This is a genomic window from Affinundibacterium fentianense (assembly GCF_018139545.1).
Taxonomy (GTDB): Bacteria; Pseudomonadota; Gammaproteobacteria; order Burkholderiales; family Burkholderiaceae_D; genus Undibacterium; species Undibacterium fentianense.
This window is the reverse complement of record NZ_JAGSPJ010000003.1, coordinates 260,204-274,473: the sequence shown is the minus strand read 5'-3', so window position 1 is coordinate 274,473 and position 14,270 is coordinate 260,204. Positions and strand designations below refer to the sequence as shown.

Annotated in this window: 16 protein-coding genes and 2 pseudogenes; 3 read left to right on the top strand and 15 right to left on the bottom strand. The window is 44.6% G+C overall.

Going from position 1 to position 14,270, the window contains the following annotated elements:
* Window positions 1-24: 24 nt before the first annotated feature.
* The 15 genes and pseudogenes from KDM90_RS08905 to KDM90_RS08835 form a co-directional block, all read right to left on the bottom strand.
* Window positions 25-453 (bottom strand): WapI family immunity protein, encoded by a 429-nt coding sequence (locus KDM90_RS08905; RefSeq protein ID WP_212675248.1) that lies wholly within the window; start codon window positions 451-453, stop codon window positions 25-27.
* A 93-nt stretch (window positions 454-546) separates the two neighbouring features.
* Window positions 547-1,065 (bottom strand): NMCC_0638 family (lipo)protein, encoded by a 519-nt coding sequence (locus KDM90_RS08900; protein ID WP_438947430.1) that lies wholly within the window; start codon window positions 1,063-1,065, stop codon window positions 547-549.
* Window positions 1,066-1,277: 212 nt separating this feature from the next.
* A pseudogene (locus KDM90_RS18460) lies at window positions 1,278-1,373 on the bottom strand (transposase); the annotation flags it as partial.
* A gap of 639 nt (window positions 1,374-2,012) precedes the next feature.
* On the bottom strand, window positions 2,013-3,227 hold the full coding sequence (locus KDM90_RS08890) for a radical SAM protein (protein ID WP_212675246.1): 1,215 nt from the start codon (window positions 3,225-3,227) through the stop codon (window positions 2,013-2,015).
* 216 nt (window positions 3,228-3,443) lie between these two features.
* Window positions 3,444-3,539 (bottom strand): annotated as a pseudogene (locus KDM90_RS18455) (transposase); the annotation flags it as partial.
* A gap of 596 nt (window positions 3,540-4,135) precedes the next feature.
* A complete protein-coding gene (locus KDM90_RS08880) occupies window positions 4,136-4,507 on the bottom strand; it encodes a VOC family protein (protein ID WP_212675245.1) in 372 nt (123 codons plus the stop codon).
* A gap of 193 nt (window positions 4,508-4,700) precedes the next feature.
* The gene (locus tag KDM90_RS08875; protein WP_212675244.1) at window positions 4,701-4,925 is read right to left on the bottom strand and encodes a transposase; all 225 of its coding nucleotides are present in this window, start codon (window positions 4,923-4,925) and stop codon (window positions 4,701-4,703) included.
* A gap of 467 nt (window positions 4,926-5,392) precedes the next feature.
* The gene (locus tag KDM90_RS08870; protein WP_212675243.1) at window positions 5,393-6,091 is read right to left on the bottom strand and encodes an alpha/beta fold hydrolase; all 699 of its coding nucleotides are present in this window, start codon (window positions 6,089-6,091) and stop codon (window positions 5,393-5,395) included.
* Window positions 6,092-6,487: 396 nt separating this feature from the next.
* Entirely contained in the window at window positions 6,488-6,898 is a 411-nt protein-coding gene (locus KDM90_RS08865) for a hypothetical protein (protein WP_212675242.1), read from the bottom strand.
* Window positions 6,899-7,000: 102 nt separating this feature from the next.
* Window positions 7,001-7,390 (bottom strand): hypothetical protein, encoded by a 390-nt coding sequence (locus KDM90_RS08860; RefSeq protein WP_212675241.1) that lies wholly within the window; start codon window positions 7,388-7,390, stop codon window positions 7,001-7,003.
* A gap of 460 nt (window positions 7,391-7,850) precedes the next feature.
* Window positions 7,851-8,126 (bottom strand): DUF6959 family protein, encoded by a 276-nt coding sequence (locus KDM90_RS08855; protein ID WP_212675240.1) that lies wholly within the window; start codon window positions 8,124-8,126, stop codon window positions 7,851-7,853.
* Between the two features lie 93 nt (window positions 8,127-8,219).
* Window positions 8,220-8,564: a hypothetical protein gene (locus tag KDM90_RS08850; protein WP_212675239.1), complete on the bottom strand. Its 345-nt coding sequence runs from the start codon at window positions 8,562-8,564 to the stop codon at window positions 8,220-8,222.
* A 73-nt stretch (window positions 8,565-8,637) separates the two neighbouring features.
* Window positions 8,638-9,225: a hypothetical protein gene (locus tag KDM90_RS08845; RefSeq protein WP_212675238.1), complete on the bottom strand. Its 588-nt coding sequence runs from the start codon at window positions 9,223-9,225 to the stop codon at window positions 8,638-8,640.
* Between the two features lie 88 nt (window positions 9,226-9,313).
* Window positions 9,314-9,742: a hypothetical protein gene (locus KDM90_RS08840; RefSeq protein WP_212675237.1), complete on the bottom strand. Its 429-nt coding sequence runs from the start codon at window positions 9,740-9,742 to the stop codon at window positions 9,314-9,316.
* Window positions 9,743-9,861: 119 nt separating this feature from the next.
* The gene (locus KDM90_RS08835; RefSeq protein ID WP_212675236.1) at window positions 9,862-10,308 is read right to left on the bottom strand and encodes an SMI1/KNR4 family protein; all 447 of its coding nucleotides are present in this window, start codon (window positions 10,306-10,308) and stop codon (window positions 9,862-9,864) included.
* A gap of 173 nt (window positions 10,309-10,481) precedes the next feature.
* Between KDM90_RS08835 and KDM90_RS08830 the strand changes: the two genes are divergently transcribed.
* The 3 genes from KDM90_RS08830 (at window position 10,482) to groL (ending at window position 13,984) form a co-directional block, all read left to right on the top strand.
* A complete protein-coding gene (locus tag KDM90_RS08830; RefSeq protein WP_212675235.1) occupies window positions 10,482-11,456 on the top strand; it encodes an integron integrase in 975 nt (324 codons plus the stop codon).
* A gap of 379 nt (window positions 11,457-11,835) precedes the next feature.
* Window positions 11,836-12,126: a co-chaperone GroES gene (gene groES / locus KDM90_RS08825; protein WP_189346449.1), complete on the top strand. Its 291-nt coding sequence runs from the start codon at window positions 11,836-11,838 to the stop codon at window positions 12,124-12,126.
* 211 nt (window positions 12,127-12,337) lie between these two features.
* Window positions 12,338-13,984, top strand: a complete 1,647-nt coding sequence (groL, locus tag KDM90_RS08820) for a chaperonin GroEL (RefSeq protein WP_212675234.1) — start codon at window positions 12,338-12,340, stop codon at window positions 13,982-13,984.
* The last annotated feature ends 286 nt before the right edge of the window (window positions 13,985-14,270 follow it).

Genomic DNA, 14,270 nt, shown 5'->3' with positions numbered 1-14,270 from the left:
GAAACTCAAAAGAGCATAGTTCCGTCATTTTAAGGAATCATGTTGAATATCTTTTCTCATGTTCCGAGCCATGATACTTTCTAATTCAATTAAAGGCGAAAGCAAATACGTTTGATCGAGATCTAGCGTAAACTCCAATTTATTTTCATAGGTCGCTTGTGACCATGCTTCACCCGAAACTTCAATACGACCGCCACTCTTTCCGACCATCTTTAACGTAAACTGCCCTTCACGCGGTGTAAATTCGGCTTCACCTTTTAAAGTGTCATACAGAATGCGTAGAGCTTTCGTGAATCGCTCAAAATCACCATCATCAACCCACGGCCTTACTTTGCCGCGAAAGCAGTTCACAGCAATTTCAACATCAATCTGTGCCCATCCTTCATCCGAAAATGACTTAGGAAGTTCAATCGCAATAAACTCGGACTGCGAGCCGAAGTGGATAACGTTCATATGATATTTAATGTAGAGCTAACCGGCGCTGCGCGGCTTTATCGCGCAGCGTCCAGCGACCGAATGGAGCGAGGTTGAACGCCATGTTAGATTTCACTGGCCGATGATTGCGGCTGAAGCAAGCACCTGTAGTTGTGCGGTATTCGAAGCAGCAGTGGTGAGAGTGAACAACATCTTTCGGGGAGCGTTTGGAACTGACCATTCATAGGCGACGGTTTGTGTCTGACCATTTGCGATGGTTTGCGCTTGCTCATTCCGTACTTGCTTAGCGACAAGCGGGGATGGCGCGTTTAAAACCAGTCCAGCGAATAGCTTCTTTACGGCCTCTGTGTTTGCCCTTCTCACATGCACCACGCACAGATTTTTGCCACTCGGAAGAGCAAGCACAAACGTTCCGTGTTTGTCCGGAACGGGCCAAGCGTCGCCGGGGTTACCAGCGAGGAACATCGCGGCCTTTTCCGGAGGAAGCTTTGGCATAGGCTTCAGTTTTTCTCGGAGAGCCTCAAGATTCGACAGGTTCTTCAGGCAAAGCGATGCGTAAATGTTGGCGAACGAGTTGGCCTGATCGTCCCCTTCGCCGGCGAAGCAAACATTTGACGTTAGGCCGAGCATGAGTATTGCGGCGATAATTCTGAGCATGGGAAACCTCCGTGAAATCTAACGAAGCTGTATAAAGACCCAAAAACCAAGCAAAGCATGCACTGGCGTCTCTGAAGTTTTCATAGGATTAGTAAAAATTTAATTTCATAAGTGTCAATGTGCCACAAAGCTGCTATCTAAGGCAAGTGGGGAGCCGAATTGAGCTTTCTTCTCGAACTCTTTATTCACATCGCAGATCGATGATGCGCTAATTTTTCGATGTTATGAACGAGGCAGTAAAGGTGCCATTGCGTATTCACTTTCTTTTGCCCAAGCAGCGTAAAGGGATCGAGCGTTTAGTAATAACTAAAATTGCCAAATACAAGTTCGACGATTGTGAATCTTCCACCGTATTGTTTGCGACCATCGACGCTATCGATTCGCCGCTTCATTGCTTTGGTATAGCGCATCGGGAGTATTTGAATTTTGTGGAAGATCGCTATTGGCGTCTCTACTAGCCAATAAATTGGTCAGCATTTTTTATACAACACTACGTGACGGCGAGGGCCACGGAACCATACAACGTATGAATAAAAAATTAGAAAGGACTTCGTTTGCAATGCCAGCTTAAATCACCCATTGAGAATCGAGAGCATGATTTCCCGCCAGCTTTTGCGTAGAGATTGTACTCATCATGACACAACGGAGCGCAACCAGATCATTGAACGCCGATAACCCTTCCGGCAGCTTTAAGCCTGTCGCTTGTAGCGAGTGGCGCAATGATCACGCAGATTCCATGTCGGCACGGAACACAATAGATTCCACTTTAGATGCAGGATAGTCGAAGCATGCTTATTCGAAGCGCTAAATCTATTGATTAATTTTTTGTACTTTTTTTTGGAGGGACCATGTATTGTAGGGTAGGACTCGTTTCGCTTGCCAACACCAGAACGGTACATTCTTCTGTTAAGGCAACTAGGCTATTCACTAAACTCGTTTGGCTGGAGGCCGTAGAAGGGATTCAACAGATCCATCTTGGGCATCCTAGCGTCGTTTAGGTCGTCGATAAAACGCTTCATCGCAACGTAGTATTCGAGCCCCATGTTGATGGCTTCAGGATGTAATATTGCGAACTGACTAGGAAGAAAGATTCTAGGGATGTAGTGGTGAACTGCCGCATTCCCTTGGCTCGCCAATCGCTCAGACGTTCGCTTTATCGTGTCCATTGAATCATGCCCTAGGATCATATGTATACCGACCTTCGGAAATGTATCTTCTAGAACTTCAATCATCTTGGAATAGCCATCTATCGTCTGAGGCCCTTTTGCCTTGTACAACCGCTTCAATACGTTGTCTGATGTCCCGTCCATGGTTACTGAAAATCTATCTACGCCAATTGACCTAAGCTTATTTAATTGAGTCTGTGTAAAAAGTGCTGCGGTTTGAATGCTGAAGCGAGCAGCGTGAAACTCCTTTCGACGGAATGCTTCAATTATCGCTGTAAACATTTCGAGGTCTTCTTCAGCAGTTGGCAATGCTCCAGTGGAAATATTCACTACTTTCAGATCGTCTTTATTCTCAATCTGTGCTGAGATTTCGGCGGTAATTTTCTCAAGGTTTTCAGAGTACTCGGTGGTTCTATTTAGGAACTGAAGCCTCGAACACGACTTGCAACGGAGAGTGCAACCCAGAACGGGATTGACGAATATTTTCTCTGGGAGAGGTGTTCCATCGTAATCACGCCTCTCAAAGTACCAGAGCGAGACTGCGGACATAATGTCGAACAACCTAAAGCTATCGAAGGCATGAATCGGCATCTCCCCATAGAGGAGCTGTGCTGAACGCCTCCTTAACGGACGAATATCTTCTCCATCAATCAACACAGAGTAAGGTGTAACTATCTTGGCTTTCGTATCCTTCCACGAAGCGTTGTGGGCAGTAGAAAACGAGTAACCATTCGCCTGAAAAAGTAAGGTTGCAGAGGCCAACTCCGACGGATCTTTGTTGATCAAATTCACGAAGTGAACTGACGAACGTTGGGCGTCCATTACCCTCACGCGCCATGGCTCGTAGCCGTACTTTGTGGCATAAGTGTCCACATTTTCAGCGCTTCGCTCAAACGACTCTGTTGCAATTTTTATCTGCGCTGCTGGCCTTAATTCAGACGCTTCGATGGGGATGTTGCGCTTTGGCATAATGATGTTCCCTTTTAACATGTGGATTGCGAGAGACTTACCCAACGAGGACTAACGAAGCTGTAAAAAACCCAAAAGCTATTCAAACAAAATCCTGACGATTCTGAAGATTTCACGGGATGAACAAAATTTTATTTCATAAAAAGCAATGTGCCACAAAGCTGCTATCTAAGGCAAGTATGGGAGCGATTTGTGCTTTCTTCTCAACCTCTTTGTTCACATCGCGTATCGATGATGCGCTAATTTTTCGATGTTATGAACGAGGCAGTAAAGGTGCCATTGCGTATTCACTTTCTTTTGCCCACGCAGCGTAAAGGGATCGAGCGTTTAGTAATAACTAAAATTGCCAAATACAAGTTCGACGACTGTGAATCTTCCACCGTATTGTTTGCGACCATCGACGCTATCGATTCGCCGCTTCTTTGCTTTGGTATACCGCATCGGGAGTGTTTGAATTTCGTGGAAGATCGCTATTTGCGTCTCTACTAGCCCACAAATTAGTCAGCATTTGCTATACAACACTGCGTGACTGCGAAGGCTACGAAACCGTGCAACGCATGAATAAAAAATTAGAGAGGACTTCGTATGCAATGCTTGTTTGAATCACCACTAACAAATTGAAAGAATAATTTCCCAACAGCTTTTGCTGTAGAGATTGTAGCCATCATGGCACAACGGAACGCAAGCAAGTCATTGAACGCCGATCATGTTCAAACTGCGCCTCAGCCAGTTCCCCCTGCCCGATGTTTCTCAAACTAGCGAGTGGCGCAATGATCACGCAGATTCCATGTCGGCACGGAACAAAATAGATTCCACATTAGATGCCGGATAGTCGAAGCAGGCTTATTTCACGCGCCGAAACTACTGATTAATTTCTTGTACTTTGGTAGGAGTCCATATACAAATTGTTAGGCACCTTGGTATATATGCCACAAAACTCCCGAGGGATCACCAAGATTCATGATTAAACTCCCATGTTCTTGATGCGGTTCCGAATATACCTTTGCAAGCCCAGCGTAGTTTTCGGGTAGGTTCAATTGCTTAATTCTTTCATACCAAGATTGAATATTTTCAACATACAAACAAAGCATGCAATTTTCAGCCCATTCTTTTACGTAATAATCTTGTAGCCAGAAACCAAAACCATCTATTTCATAACGAAAAGCGTTGCCATTGCTAACTGTCTTTTGAAAACCCAAATCTTCATAGAATTTACAACTTATTGAGAAGTCTTTTGATGGGATAAAAACAGTTAAATTATTTACTTTCCGACTTTCCATATATTTCCTTTTTTCTGTTTTTACGCCCAACGAAGCTGTATAAAAACCCAGAAACCAAGCAAAGCATGCACTGGCGTCTCTGAAGTTTTCATAGGATTAGTAAAAATTTAATTTCATAAGTGGCAATGTGCCACAAAGCAGCTATCTGAGGCAAGTCTGCGGGCAATTTGAGCTTTCTTCTCAACCTCTCTGTTCACATCGCGTATCGATGATGCGCTAATTTTTCAATGTTATGAACGAGGCAGTAAAGGTGCCATTGCGTATTCATTTTCTTTTGTCCACGTAGCGTAAAACGATCGAGCTTTTTGTTGTAGCGAAAATTGCCAAATACAGGTTCTACGGTTGCGAGTCTTCGACTGTATTGTTTGCGACCGTCGACGCTATCGATTCGCCGCTTCAATGCTTTGGTATAGCGCATCGGGAGTGTTTGAATTTTGTGGAAGATCGCTATTGGCGTCTCTACTAGCCAATAAATTGGTCAGCATTTCTTATACAACACTACGTGACGGCGAGGACCACGGAACCATACAACGTATGAATAAAAAATTAGAAAGGACTTCGTTTGCAATGCCAGCTTAAATCACCCATTGAGAATTGAGGGAATGATTTCCCACTAGCTTTGCGTAGAGATTGTACCCATCATGGCACAACGGAACGCAACCAGATCATTGAGCGCCAATCATGCTTAAACTGCGCTTCCCGCAGCTTCTCTCCTCCCCGATGTTTCTTAAACTAGCGAGTGGCGCAATGATCACGCAGATTCCATGTCGGCACGGAACACAATAGATTCCACATTAGATGCCGGATAGTCGAAGCAGGCTTATTCGAAGCGAAAAATCTATTGATCAATTTCTTGTACTTTCGGGAGAGTCCATATACGACTGGTCAGAGGGCGCCTTGAACCTCGCTGACAAACGATGAAACGACCCTAGCGGCCTGTGCTGGCTCTGCCTGCAATAGGCAGTGCGGCGCATTAATTTGTACCACCGAGACCAATGGCAATACATCCTGGATATGCACTGAGGCGCTAGCCGGCACCATACGATCACGGGACGCCCGCAAATACAGACACGGTACCTTTACAGTAGCCAACATGGCCGACACATCGACTGAAGCAACTGAACGCAGCCTCGCTCGAAGAACCTTCGGCGCGACTCGCCGCACGGCGCCCGCAATTGCAGCACGGAGAGCGATTGACCCAAAGGAGCCGAGCAAAGCCCAACCGAGTGCGGCGGATGGCGACCAGTGGAGCGGAACAAACGGAAGAAGACTCTTGAGTGGCTCTAACGCGGGGCGAGGATTACGGACGAAAGTGCAGCACAGGATGAGCCCGCGCAAAAGTGGAGGGGCCTCCGCAGCGAGTGAGATGGCAATATGACCAGAGAAGGACTCACCAAGAACGATGTAGGGTTCGTCGATAGGAAGAAAACGCCGCGTGAGCGCCAACAGCTCGTCGTAGCCAAGCTCCTGGTCAGTCGGATAGCGGACGACTTGAGTCTTGAATTGGTCTCCAAGAGCTTCCAAGAAAGGTGCGAACAGATCGCCTGTTCCATCCATCCCTGGAAGTAGTACTAGCGTTGGCATTGCCATCTAACGCTTAAAGGACGAGATCGCCACGACGGTCAAAAATCTATGTAAATTAGTCATGTGCGATTCTCTCTGGATTGACCTGTTATGTTTTTATGTTGCATAAATTTCGGAAGGATTCCAGTTAATGCGTAACATCCAAAAAAATACGATCCCACCGGGCTCGCAACGAAACTGACCCAAATAGTTGTTAAGGAAGGCCAAGTTCCGGTGACGATTACATGACTAAGAAAGATCAATGTTGGCACAATTCCCAATAAGGCAAGCACTGCGGAAAAAACTCGTTGCCAAGTCCAAGTAATTTTGTTTTTTTTGAGATCACTCATTTGGATTCATTGAAACTTAATGTTGAATTGTGCACCCGTAATGATTTTAAGTGATTCGAAAAGTACCTCAACAAATCCCCATCTCCATTCCAGGTAATATGCCGAATAACACCCACATAATAAAGTCGAGGAAATAAGAGACAAAAGTTCCCAATAAACTGGCGAAAACCAAAATCAACCTACGTTCAAATAGCTTATAACAACGCCCTAAGACAATGAGCCAAATAATATATCTGACTGGAAATAGAATTAAAAGCATTTCAAAGTCAGAAGGATCACGCTTTCCAACAAGTGCGGAAAATGCCAGCAAAAAAAGGAACCCTCCAACGAATCCGCTCGCCACTTTAATAAACGCAAATTTTAACGGTGGAAAATTCTGTTCTAGTTTTTTATTTGCCACCGTTCCAAAGCAGTAATATCCCCCCAACTTAAGAGCGGTGTATGTTGCCGCTGCAAAAAAACTCGGAATCATTGGCATTTTGGTTTACTCCTTTAGATATAACGCAACAGTGAGCGGATGGCCACACACAAATTAACAACATACTGAACCAGACTATGGCCAGTCTGGTCGACTATCCTGTTAGGCTATATACGAGACATCTTCGAGACACACGTAAAATTCTTGGTCTTTGATAGTAATAATGAGTTCTGCCAACAACTCACCAGCGTCTTGCTCGAGCGGCAAGAAACACTCCACCAGCCCGAAGAGATTAGAACTATTTGGCTGTTTAAAATACTTCACAAGTATGCGTGCTTCATTAGCTAGGCTGATAACCGCGGTTCGTCCTTCTTCAATATGGCAAAAATCAATATCGGTAGCAATTGCTTCAGCGAGCGGCCTATCAAACGCTTTCGCGTAACCAAAGCGTTCTGCAATCAGAATGTAGTCGCGGTCCTTGATCATTCGTACGAGTTCCGCGCCAATATCAGCTAGTGGTGTTTGAAAAGTCTGATCGTACGAGATTCTCATGAGCAATCTAACGTAGAAATGACGGGCGCAAAACGTCCGAGTCGATTGTTGAGTTGTGCATGTCCTCTAACGCTTGGAACTCTCTATTTCGCAGCGTTGACAGCAGTGGTAACGAGACCCCGAATCAATCCATTGAAATTGCTTATTGCACCAATTACATTTTTTATATTCTCGTTGTTCTCGATTAAATGCCCTCTTTTCCTTACCCTCTTCCCACCAAAGCCATGGGAATCCGATGAACCACATAAAAATGAAAAACCATATTACTGGAGTACCCCACCACTTATCTTGATTAGACCAGGACCAATTAATCCAGATATACCCCATGAGTACATAAAAAGCAAAACCGAAAATTTTTTTTAAAAAACTCATTTTACCCTCCAAATAATTAAGTGTTAGTTATTGGTTTGGTGCACAACGCCAAGCTGACCCACGCAGCGCGTGGGCGTCGAGCGCCGTGTTATGAGTCGTTAAATGGTAGAGCAATGCTGTTCTCCTTCAATGCCGCTTTATAGACCCTCATGCGCTCATGTAAAGCTTCCGAAATGCCGCCCAAAATTTCTGACACTTCTTCAAAATTTTTCAAATTCAGTTCACGCTTGGCTTCGTCCACGTCACAAATTAGCGCATGTAAAGAGTCGCCCTGAATCAGCGATCCTGGAAAACTCCTATTCGGGTGTCTGAGCACCGCATTATTCGACGCATCAGACAGTATTTCGACTAATTCTTTTCTCATACGCGTACTGACTCGTAACGCCGAGCTAAAAGGCTTTGCGAAGCGTAGCGTAGCAAAGTCCGAGCGACCGAAGGAAGCGATTTGAGCGGCTTGTTATATGCCATTACTTGGCACCTTTTTAGTTAGATAAAAAATTGTAAAGCCCGAGTAGTTTTCAAAAGCCAGCCTTAACGGCGAGATATCAATGCTGGGATGGACATCAGGTTCTTGTAAGCCAACCCAATATCTACTGTTGTCCCCCCAAGGCTCGTTAATAACTGCGGGAACGTTAAAGTACTTAAATATTACTCGATCTTCGTTAAACCATTGCCGTTTGACTTCAGACACACCCTCAACAGATTTCAGAACTTTTAACAGTGGCCAAAATAAAACCCAAGTACTTGAAATTTCAAAGCCTCTCAAAGTGCCGTCGCTGTTTTGAATAGGGTGTGTTTTCATCTTGGCATATAACGTTTGAATTCACCGGTCTGCGCGGCTTTTCGCGCAGGTCCGGCGGAATGAATAGTTAGATTCATTTTTCTCCTCGTTTACCTAAAAGTGGTTGCAGGTTGTCCCACAAACCATCCTCCAACACTTGAATAACACGGTTACCAAGCCCGGCGAATCTGTAAAGACTAAATTTCACATCAACCTTCAGCTCAGATGCCCACATGGCAAAGTGAATTGCATATGTCCCAGAGCTGCTTTCTGACAGATGCTGCTTTAGTCGATCGCGTGGTCTGTATGAGCGTCCTACATAAATTGCACGCGTTGCCTCTGAGATTGCGTTTGGTTTGCACAGATTCTTTTTTCCATCGTATTCATCTGTGTCTTGAAATTCACGAGCCTCATCGAAAGCAGAAAGCATTTCTTCCAGTAAATCTGCACTGGAATCGGCCAACGTAAATACATATATGTATTCCGCATCCTTGTCCTCCTTCCGATGCCCGCTAGGAAGGGCTGCAGCCAATCTTTCAATTTCCGTTACTGTTAAATTGGAAAGTCGAAAAGATAACGTTATTGGCTCGGGCAGAGTGAGGGTCTTGGCGATACGAAGCGCCTCTTGAATCTCTTTCTCGTATGCACCAATGGATGCCACCAAGTCTGTTTGTGTGAGCATGAAGAATCTAACGCGGAATTAAGCGGCGCGCGTCAGCGCGTCCGGCGGAACGAAGTGTAGCGAACTTGAATGACTGGTTAGGCGATAGTTACGCAAAGTAGGCGCCATTTGCAATGCCAATGGCTTGAAAATATCTTTCTTCATCAGTAGGCCGCCATAAAGAAATTCCATGTACTTTGGAAATATAACAACTCCCAGGCTCTTCTTCTATCAGAGTAAGAGCCTCCGTGAAAGTTGATATTAGGGAGTTTGCATCTGTATCAAAAACCGATGTCGTCCCTCCTAGCATGAGCTGAGTTTCATTTGTTTTAAAGCATTCAATGAATTCAACGCACCCATTTGAACTGTAATACACATGCAAACCAAACAAATTGTAAACCTCAACTGGGTTCGTTGAGGAACGTGACTTCAAAAAAGTTGAATCAGGTTCGCCTGTCGTTTCGTAAACAGACTCACGTGACATTCCGATTGAAATTGAACCAACTGATGCACCGGGAATAAGTAATAGCTGGATCATATTTCGCCTAACGCTGAGATAAACTGTGGTTTTTAAGTTGACTGTTTGCGCAATAATGGCGAAGCCATGCGCAAAATGGCGACTTAAAAACCATCAGTTTGATTGATTTGTTAAGCATTTTACTCGCCGATACACAGCCCCTCTAAAAAAGCTGTAAGTGATGGAGCCAATTTGGTCATGTTATATTCCCACGGCTCACCATCGTAGTTAGCTTCTTCGTGGTCCCAGTGAAATATAGAACCCTTTGTTGGCTCTTTTAACGATATGCAATAAATGTCTCCGCCAGGACTTTCACCTATTGGTAAGTAACCTTCCGGAATCATATCTTTGTGCTCACCAATTTGGCGAACCAAATCATCGTGGTACATTTCTCCACGTATTGCATAGAAATAACCAACATAATCAAAGTGCTCATTTTCATGGCGCACACCATCTAGAACAGGTCGGCCACCATTATGGCTTAGCAGGAATAATTTATACTCTTCCGGCAGTTGATAACCAATTTTATTTTCTACTTCGATCAAGTCTATTGGACTAATTGATCTACAAGATTCTACGAATTCCATTTAGTTACCATTTGATGCTTAACTAGATATAGACGGCGAAATGACGGGCGAAAAAGCAACTTGTCGCATAATACTTTTCATAGATCCTCTACAAAGTCTTTTGTACATTAGCTTTCCAGAGTTATACTGTATATTTGTACAGTATTAAAATTTCTACAGAAAGCGTCATTGCAATGGAGCTGCATTCTACCAAGCTTCTTGATCGTGTCAAGGAAGCAATTCGCTATAAGCATTACAGCTTGCGCACTGAGAAAGTCTATGTGTATTGGTGCCGCTATTTCATCCGATTTCACAAGTTGCGCCACCCAACCGAGATGGGAGCACCAGAAGTCGAGGCCTTCCTGAGCTATTTAGCAAACCATAAGCAAGTGTCCCCTTCCACTCATCGTCAAGCGCTCTCTGCCATTTTATTTATGTATAAAGTGGTTCTTTGTATCGATTTACCTTGGCTAAAAGAGATCGGCCAACCAAAGACTGCACGGCGCTTGCCTGTCGTGCTGTCGGTTGATGAAGTTCGGGCGATCTTTTCTCGTTTATCTGGCGAACACCTTTTATTAGCGCAACTTCTATATGGCACCGGCATGCGTATCAATGAGGCGCTACAACTACGAGTGAAAGACATCGACTTCCTTCATAAAACCATCATTGTAAGAGCTGGTAAAGGGAACAAAGATCGCGCTTTAATGTTGCCGCTAAGCTTAATCGAACACATAAAGGCACAGCTAATTCATTCCAAGACACTCTGGACAAAAGACCGCGCAAACAATCAGTCTGGGGTTGAAATGCCTTATGCGCTCGAAAGAAAATATCCATCTGCTGGCCAAACTTGGGCGTGGCACTGGGTATTTCCTCAAGCGACTGTCTCTGTTGATCCACGCAGCAAAGTCATTCGTCGCCATCATCTTTATGACCGCACGTTTCAGCGCGCTTTTAAGCTAGCCAAGGAGGCTGCGCAGATTCATAAACCCGCCTCACCCCATACTCTACGACATTCATTTGCGACACATTTGCTTCAATCAGGTTACGATATTCGAACAGTCCAAGAGCTTATGGGTCACGCAGACGTGAGTACGACCATGATCTATACGCACGTCTTAAAAATTGGAGGTGCTGGCGTCAAGAGTCCAATGGATAACCTAACAATCTAGGACAAAGCCGAAAAAAACGCCTCCTTTAGCGTACAGCTTAGTCCCGCACAGCTCCAAAAAAATTAAGCTAAGCCCATGATTTTTAAAATAAAACTGCTTTTTTCCACTTTCTTCCTTGAAAAAGCCCACCCCCGCCCATATAATTAGCACTCAGCGAGAGAGAGTGCTAACAATGCAGATTCAGTATCCCTGATCGACTTGTTTGCAATTTCCTCTAGCAAGATTTTTCTGGCGAAATAGGACTTGAAAAGACTTGCTCTGCTCTTATTTAGTGCGCTGGACGTACTTAGTCGAGCAAAGCTGGATAGGTTTAAGTCATTTATTTTGCAATTTTATTTACTTTGGTAATTTTACTTTTGTAATTTTTTTAGGAGTTAGTATGAATCTTCGTCCCCTGCACGATCGCATTATCGTTAAACGTTTGGATCAAGAAACAAAAACAGCATCCGGTATCGTTTTGCCTGACGCAGCAGCAGAGAAACCAGATCAAGGTGAAGTACTGGCTGTCGGTAACGGCAAGGTATTGGACAACGGTACAGTGCGTGCTTTGGAAGTGAAAGTAGGCGACCGCGTATTGTTCGGTAAATATTCTGGTCAAGCTGTCAAAGTTGATGGCAATGAAGTATTGGTTATGCGCGAAGAAGATATTTTCGCAATCGTCCAAAAATAAGGTACGACTAAGCTACTGCGCAGCCGAATCTTGAGCCTGCGATGCTCATCGTACCCTTGTACGATTGCGCTTCTCGACTCAAGCTTCAACTGCTCGCTACGCTTATTCATACCTTCTTTACACAGTATTTATTTATCAAATTTGCGCTTCTTTTTTTGCGCGGATTTAACAAACAAATTCAGAATTTCATCCTTATTCGGAGAATATAAACATGGCAGCTAAACAAGTCGTATTTGGCGATGACGCACGTGCAAAAGTGGTTAACGGTGTTAACGTTTTGGCGAATGCAGTTAAAGTAACTTTGGGCCCTAAAGGTCGTAACGTTGTATTGGAACGCTCTTATGGCGCACCTACCGTAACGAAAGACGGTGTGTCTGTTGCGAAAGAAATCGAGTTGAAAGACAAGCTCGAAAACATGGGTGCACAATTGGTTAAGGAAGTAGCTTCTCGCACTTCTGACAACGCTGGTGACGGTACAACTACAGCGACAGTTTTGGCACAAGCAATCGTTCGCGAAGGCTTCAAATATGTTGCAGCAGGTTTCAACCCAACAGATTTGAAACGCGGTATCGACAAAGCGGTAACAGCATTGGTCGCTGAAATCAAAACTTTGTCTCGCCCAACAGCGACTAACAAAGAAATCGCACAAGTTGGTTCTATCTCTGCAAACTCTGACCAAAACATCGGTGACATCATTGCTAAAGCAATGGACAAAGTGGGCAAAGAAGGCGTGATCACTGTGGAAGACGGTAAGTCTTTGGACAATGAATTGGATATCGTCGAAGGTATGCAATTTGACCGTGGTTACTTGTCTCCTTACTTCATCAACAATCCAGAAAAACAATCTGTGATTTTGGAAAACCCATTCATCTTGTTGTTCGACAAGAAGATCTCCAACATCCGTGACTTGCTCCCAGTATTGGAACAAGTAGCAAAAGCGGGTCGTCCATTGTTGATCATCGCTGAGGATGTAGACGGCGAAGCATTGGCAACTTTGGTTGTTAACAACATCCGTGGCATCTTGAAAACAGCAGCGGTGAAAGCACCTGGTTTCGGTGATCGTCGTAAAGCGATGTTGGAAGATATCGCGATTTTGACAGGCGGTAACGTGATCGCTGAAGAAGTTGGTTTGACTTTGGAAAAAGCAACTTTGCAAGATTTGGGTCAAGCAAAACGCGTAGAAATCGGCAAAGAAAACACCACAGTAATCGACGGCGCAGGTCAAGCGATCAACATCGAAGCACGTGTAAAACAAATCCGTGCGCAGATCGAAGAAGCAACATCTGACTACGATCGTGAAAAATTGCAAGAACGCGTAGCGAAATTGGCTGGCGGTGTTGCAGTGATCAAAGTGGGTGCAGCAACTGAAGTTGAAATGAAAGAGAAAAAAGCACGCGTAGAAGACGCATTGCATGCAACACGTGCTGCAGTTGAAGAAGGCGTGGTTCCTGGTGGTGGCGTTGCTTTGTTGCGTGCTCGTGCAGCAGCTGGCGTGATCAAAGGCGACAATGCTGATCAAGATGCAGGTATCAAGTTGGTGTTGAAAGCAATCGAAGCGCCATTGCGTGAAATCGTTGCGAACGCTGGTGGCGAAGCAAGTGTTGTGATCAATGCTGTAGTTGGTGGCTCTGGTAACTACGGCTTCAATGCAGCGAACGACACATACGGCGACATGATCGAAATGGGTATTCTCGATCCAGCTAAAGTAACACGCTCTGCATTGCAAAACGCAGCGTCTGTGGCTGGTTTGATTTTGACAACCGACGCATTGGTTGCAGAATTACCAGAAGACAAACCAGCTGCACCAATGGGCGGTCATGACATGGGCGGTATGGGTGGCATGGGCGGCATGATGTAAAAAGCTGTCGATCGATGATGGATCTTGGGCTTAAACCAAAAAGGTCCATCGTCGATTGCACTACACGAAGTACTGAATTTAGTTCGCAACTAGGTTCGAAACTAAGTTAGAAACTAAGTTAGAAACTAAGTTCGAAACTGCTTAAGAAAATAAGCAACACACTACACACAAAATAGAAATGCCTCGCGACTTCGGTCTCGAGGCTTTTTTATTTTGTATATTGATCCTCAAACGCCCACTGAATTCATTCCTACTTTGATTTGCGCCATGGCATTTCAAGGCTGCA

Coding starts and splice junctions, on each gene's coding strand:
- KDM90_RS08890 (WP_212675246.1), bottom strand. CDS start 3,227: ATGCCAAAGCGCAACATCCCCATCGAAGCGTCTGAATTAAGGCCAGCA.
- KDM90_RS08900 (WP_438947430.1), bottom strand. CDS start 1,065: ATGCTCGGCCTAACGTCAAATGTTTGCTTCGCCGGCGAAGGGGACGAT.
- KDM90_RS08880 (WP_212675245.1), bottom strand. CDS start 4,507: ATGGAAAGTCGGAAAGTAAATAATTTAACTGTTTTTATCCCATCAAAA.
- groES (WP_189346449.1), top strand. CDS start 11,836: ATGAATCTTCGTCCCCTGCACGATCGCATTATCGTTAAACGTTTGGAT.
- KDM90_RS08875 (WP_212675244.1), bottom strand. CDS start 4,925: ATGCGCTATACCAAAGCATTGAAGCGGCGAATCGATAGCGTCGACGGT.
- KDM90_RS08855 (WP_212675240.1), bottom strand. CDS start 8,126: ATGAGAAAAGAATTAGTCGAAATACTGTCTGATGCGTCGAATAATGCG.
- KDM90_RS08830 (WP_212675235.1), top strand. CDS start 10,482: ATGGAGCTGCATTCTACCAAGCTTCTTGATCGTGTCAAGGAAGCAATT.
- KDM90_RS08835 (WP_212675236.1), bottom strand. CDS start 10,308: ATGGAATTCGTAGAATCTTGTAGATCAATTAGTCCAATAGACTTGATC.
- KDM90_RS08870 (WP_212675243.1), bottom strand. CDS start 6,091: ATGCCAACGCTAGTACTACTTCCAGGGATGGATGGAACAGGCGATCTG.
- KDM90_RS08850 (WP_212675239.1), bottom strand. CDS start 8,564: ATGAAAACACACCCTATTCAAAACAGCGACGGCACTTTGAGAGGCTTT.
- KDM90_RS08865 (WP_212675242.1), bottom strand. CDS start 6,898: ATGCCAATGATTCCGAGTTTTTTTGCAGCGGCAACATACACCGCTCTT.
- KDM90_RS08905 (WP_212675248.1), bottom strand. CDS start 453: ATGAACGTTATCCACTTCGGCTCGCAGTCCGAGTTTATTGCGATTGAA.
- groL (WP_212675234.1), top strand. CDS start 12,338: ATGGCAGCTAAACAAGTCGTATTTGGCGATGACGCACGTGCAAAAGTG.
- KDM90_RS08860 (WP_212675241.1), bottom strand. CDS start 7,390: ATGAGAATCTCGTACGATCAGACTTTTCAAACACCACTAGCTGATATT.
- KDM90_RS08845 (WP_212675238.1), bottom strand. CDS start 9,225: ATGCTCACACAAACAGACTTGGTGGCATCCATTGGTGCATACGAGAAA.
- KDM90_RS08840 (WP_212675237.1), bottom strand. CDS start 9,742: ATGATCCAGCTATTACTTATTCCCGGTGCATCAGTTGGTTCAATTTCA.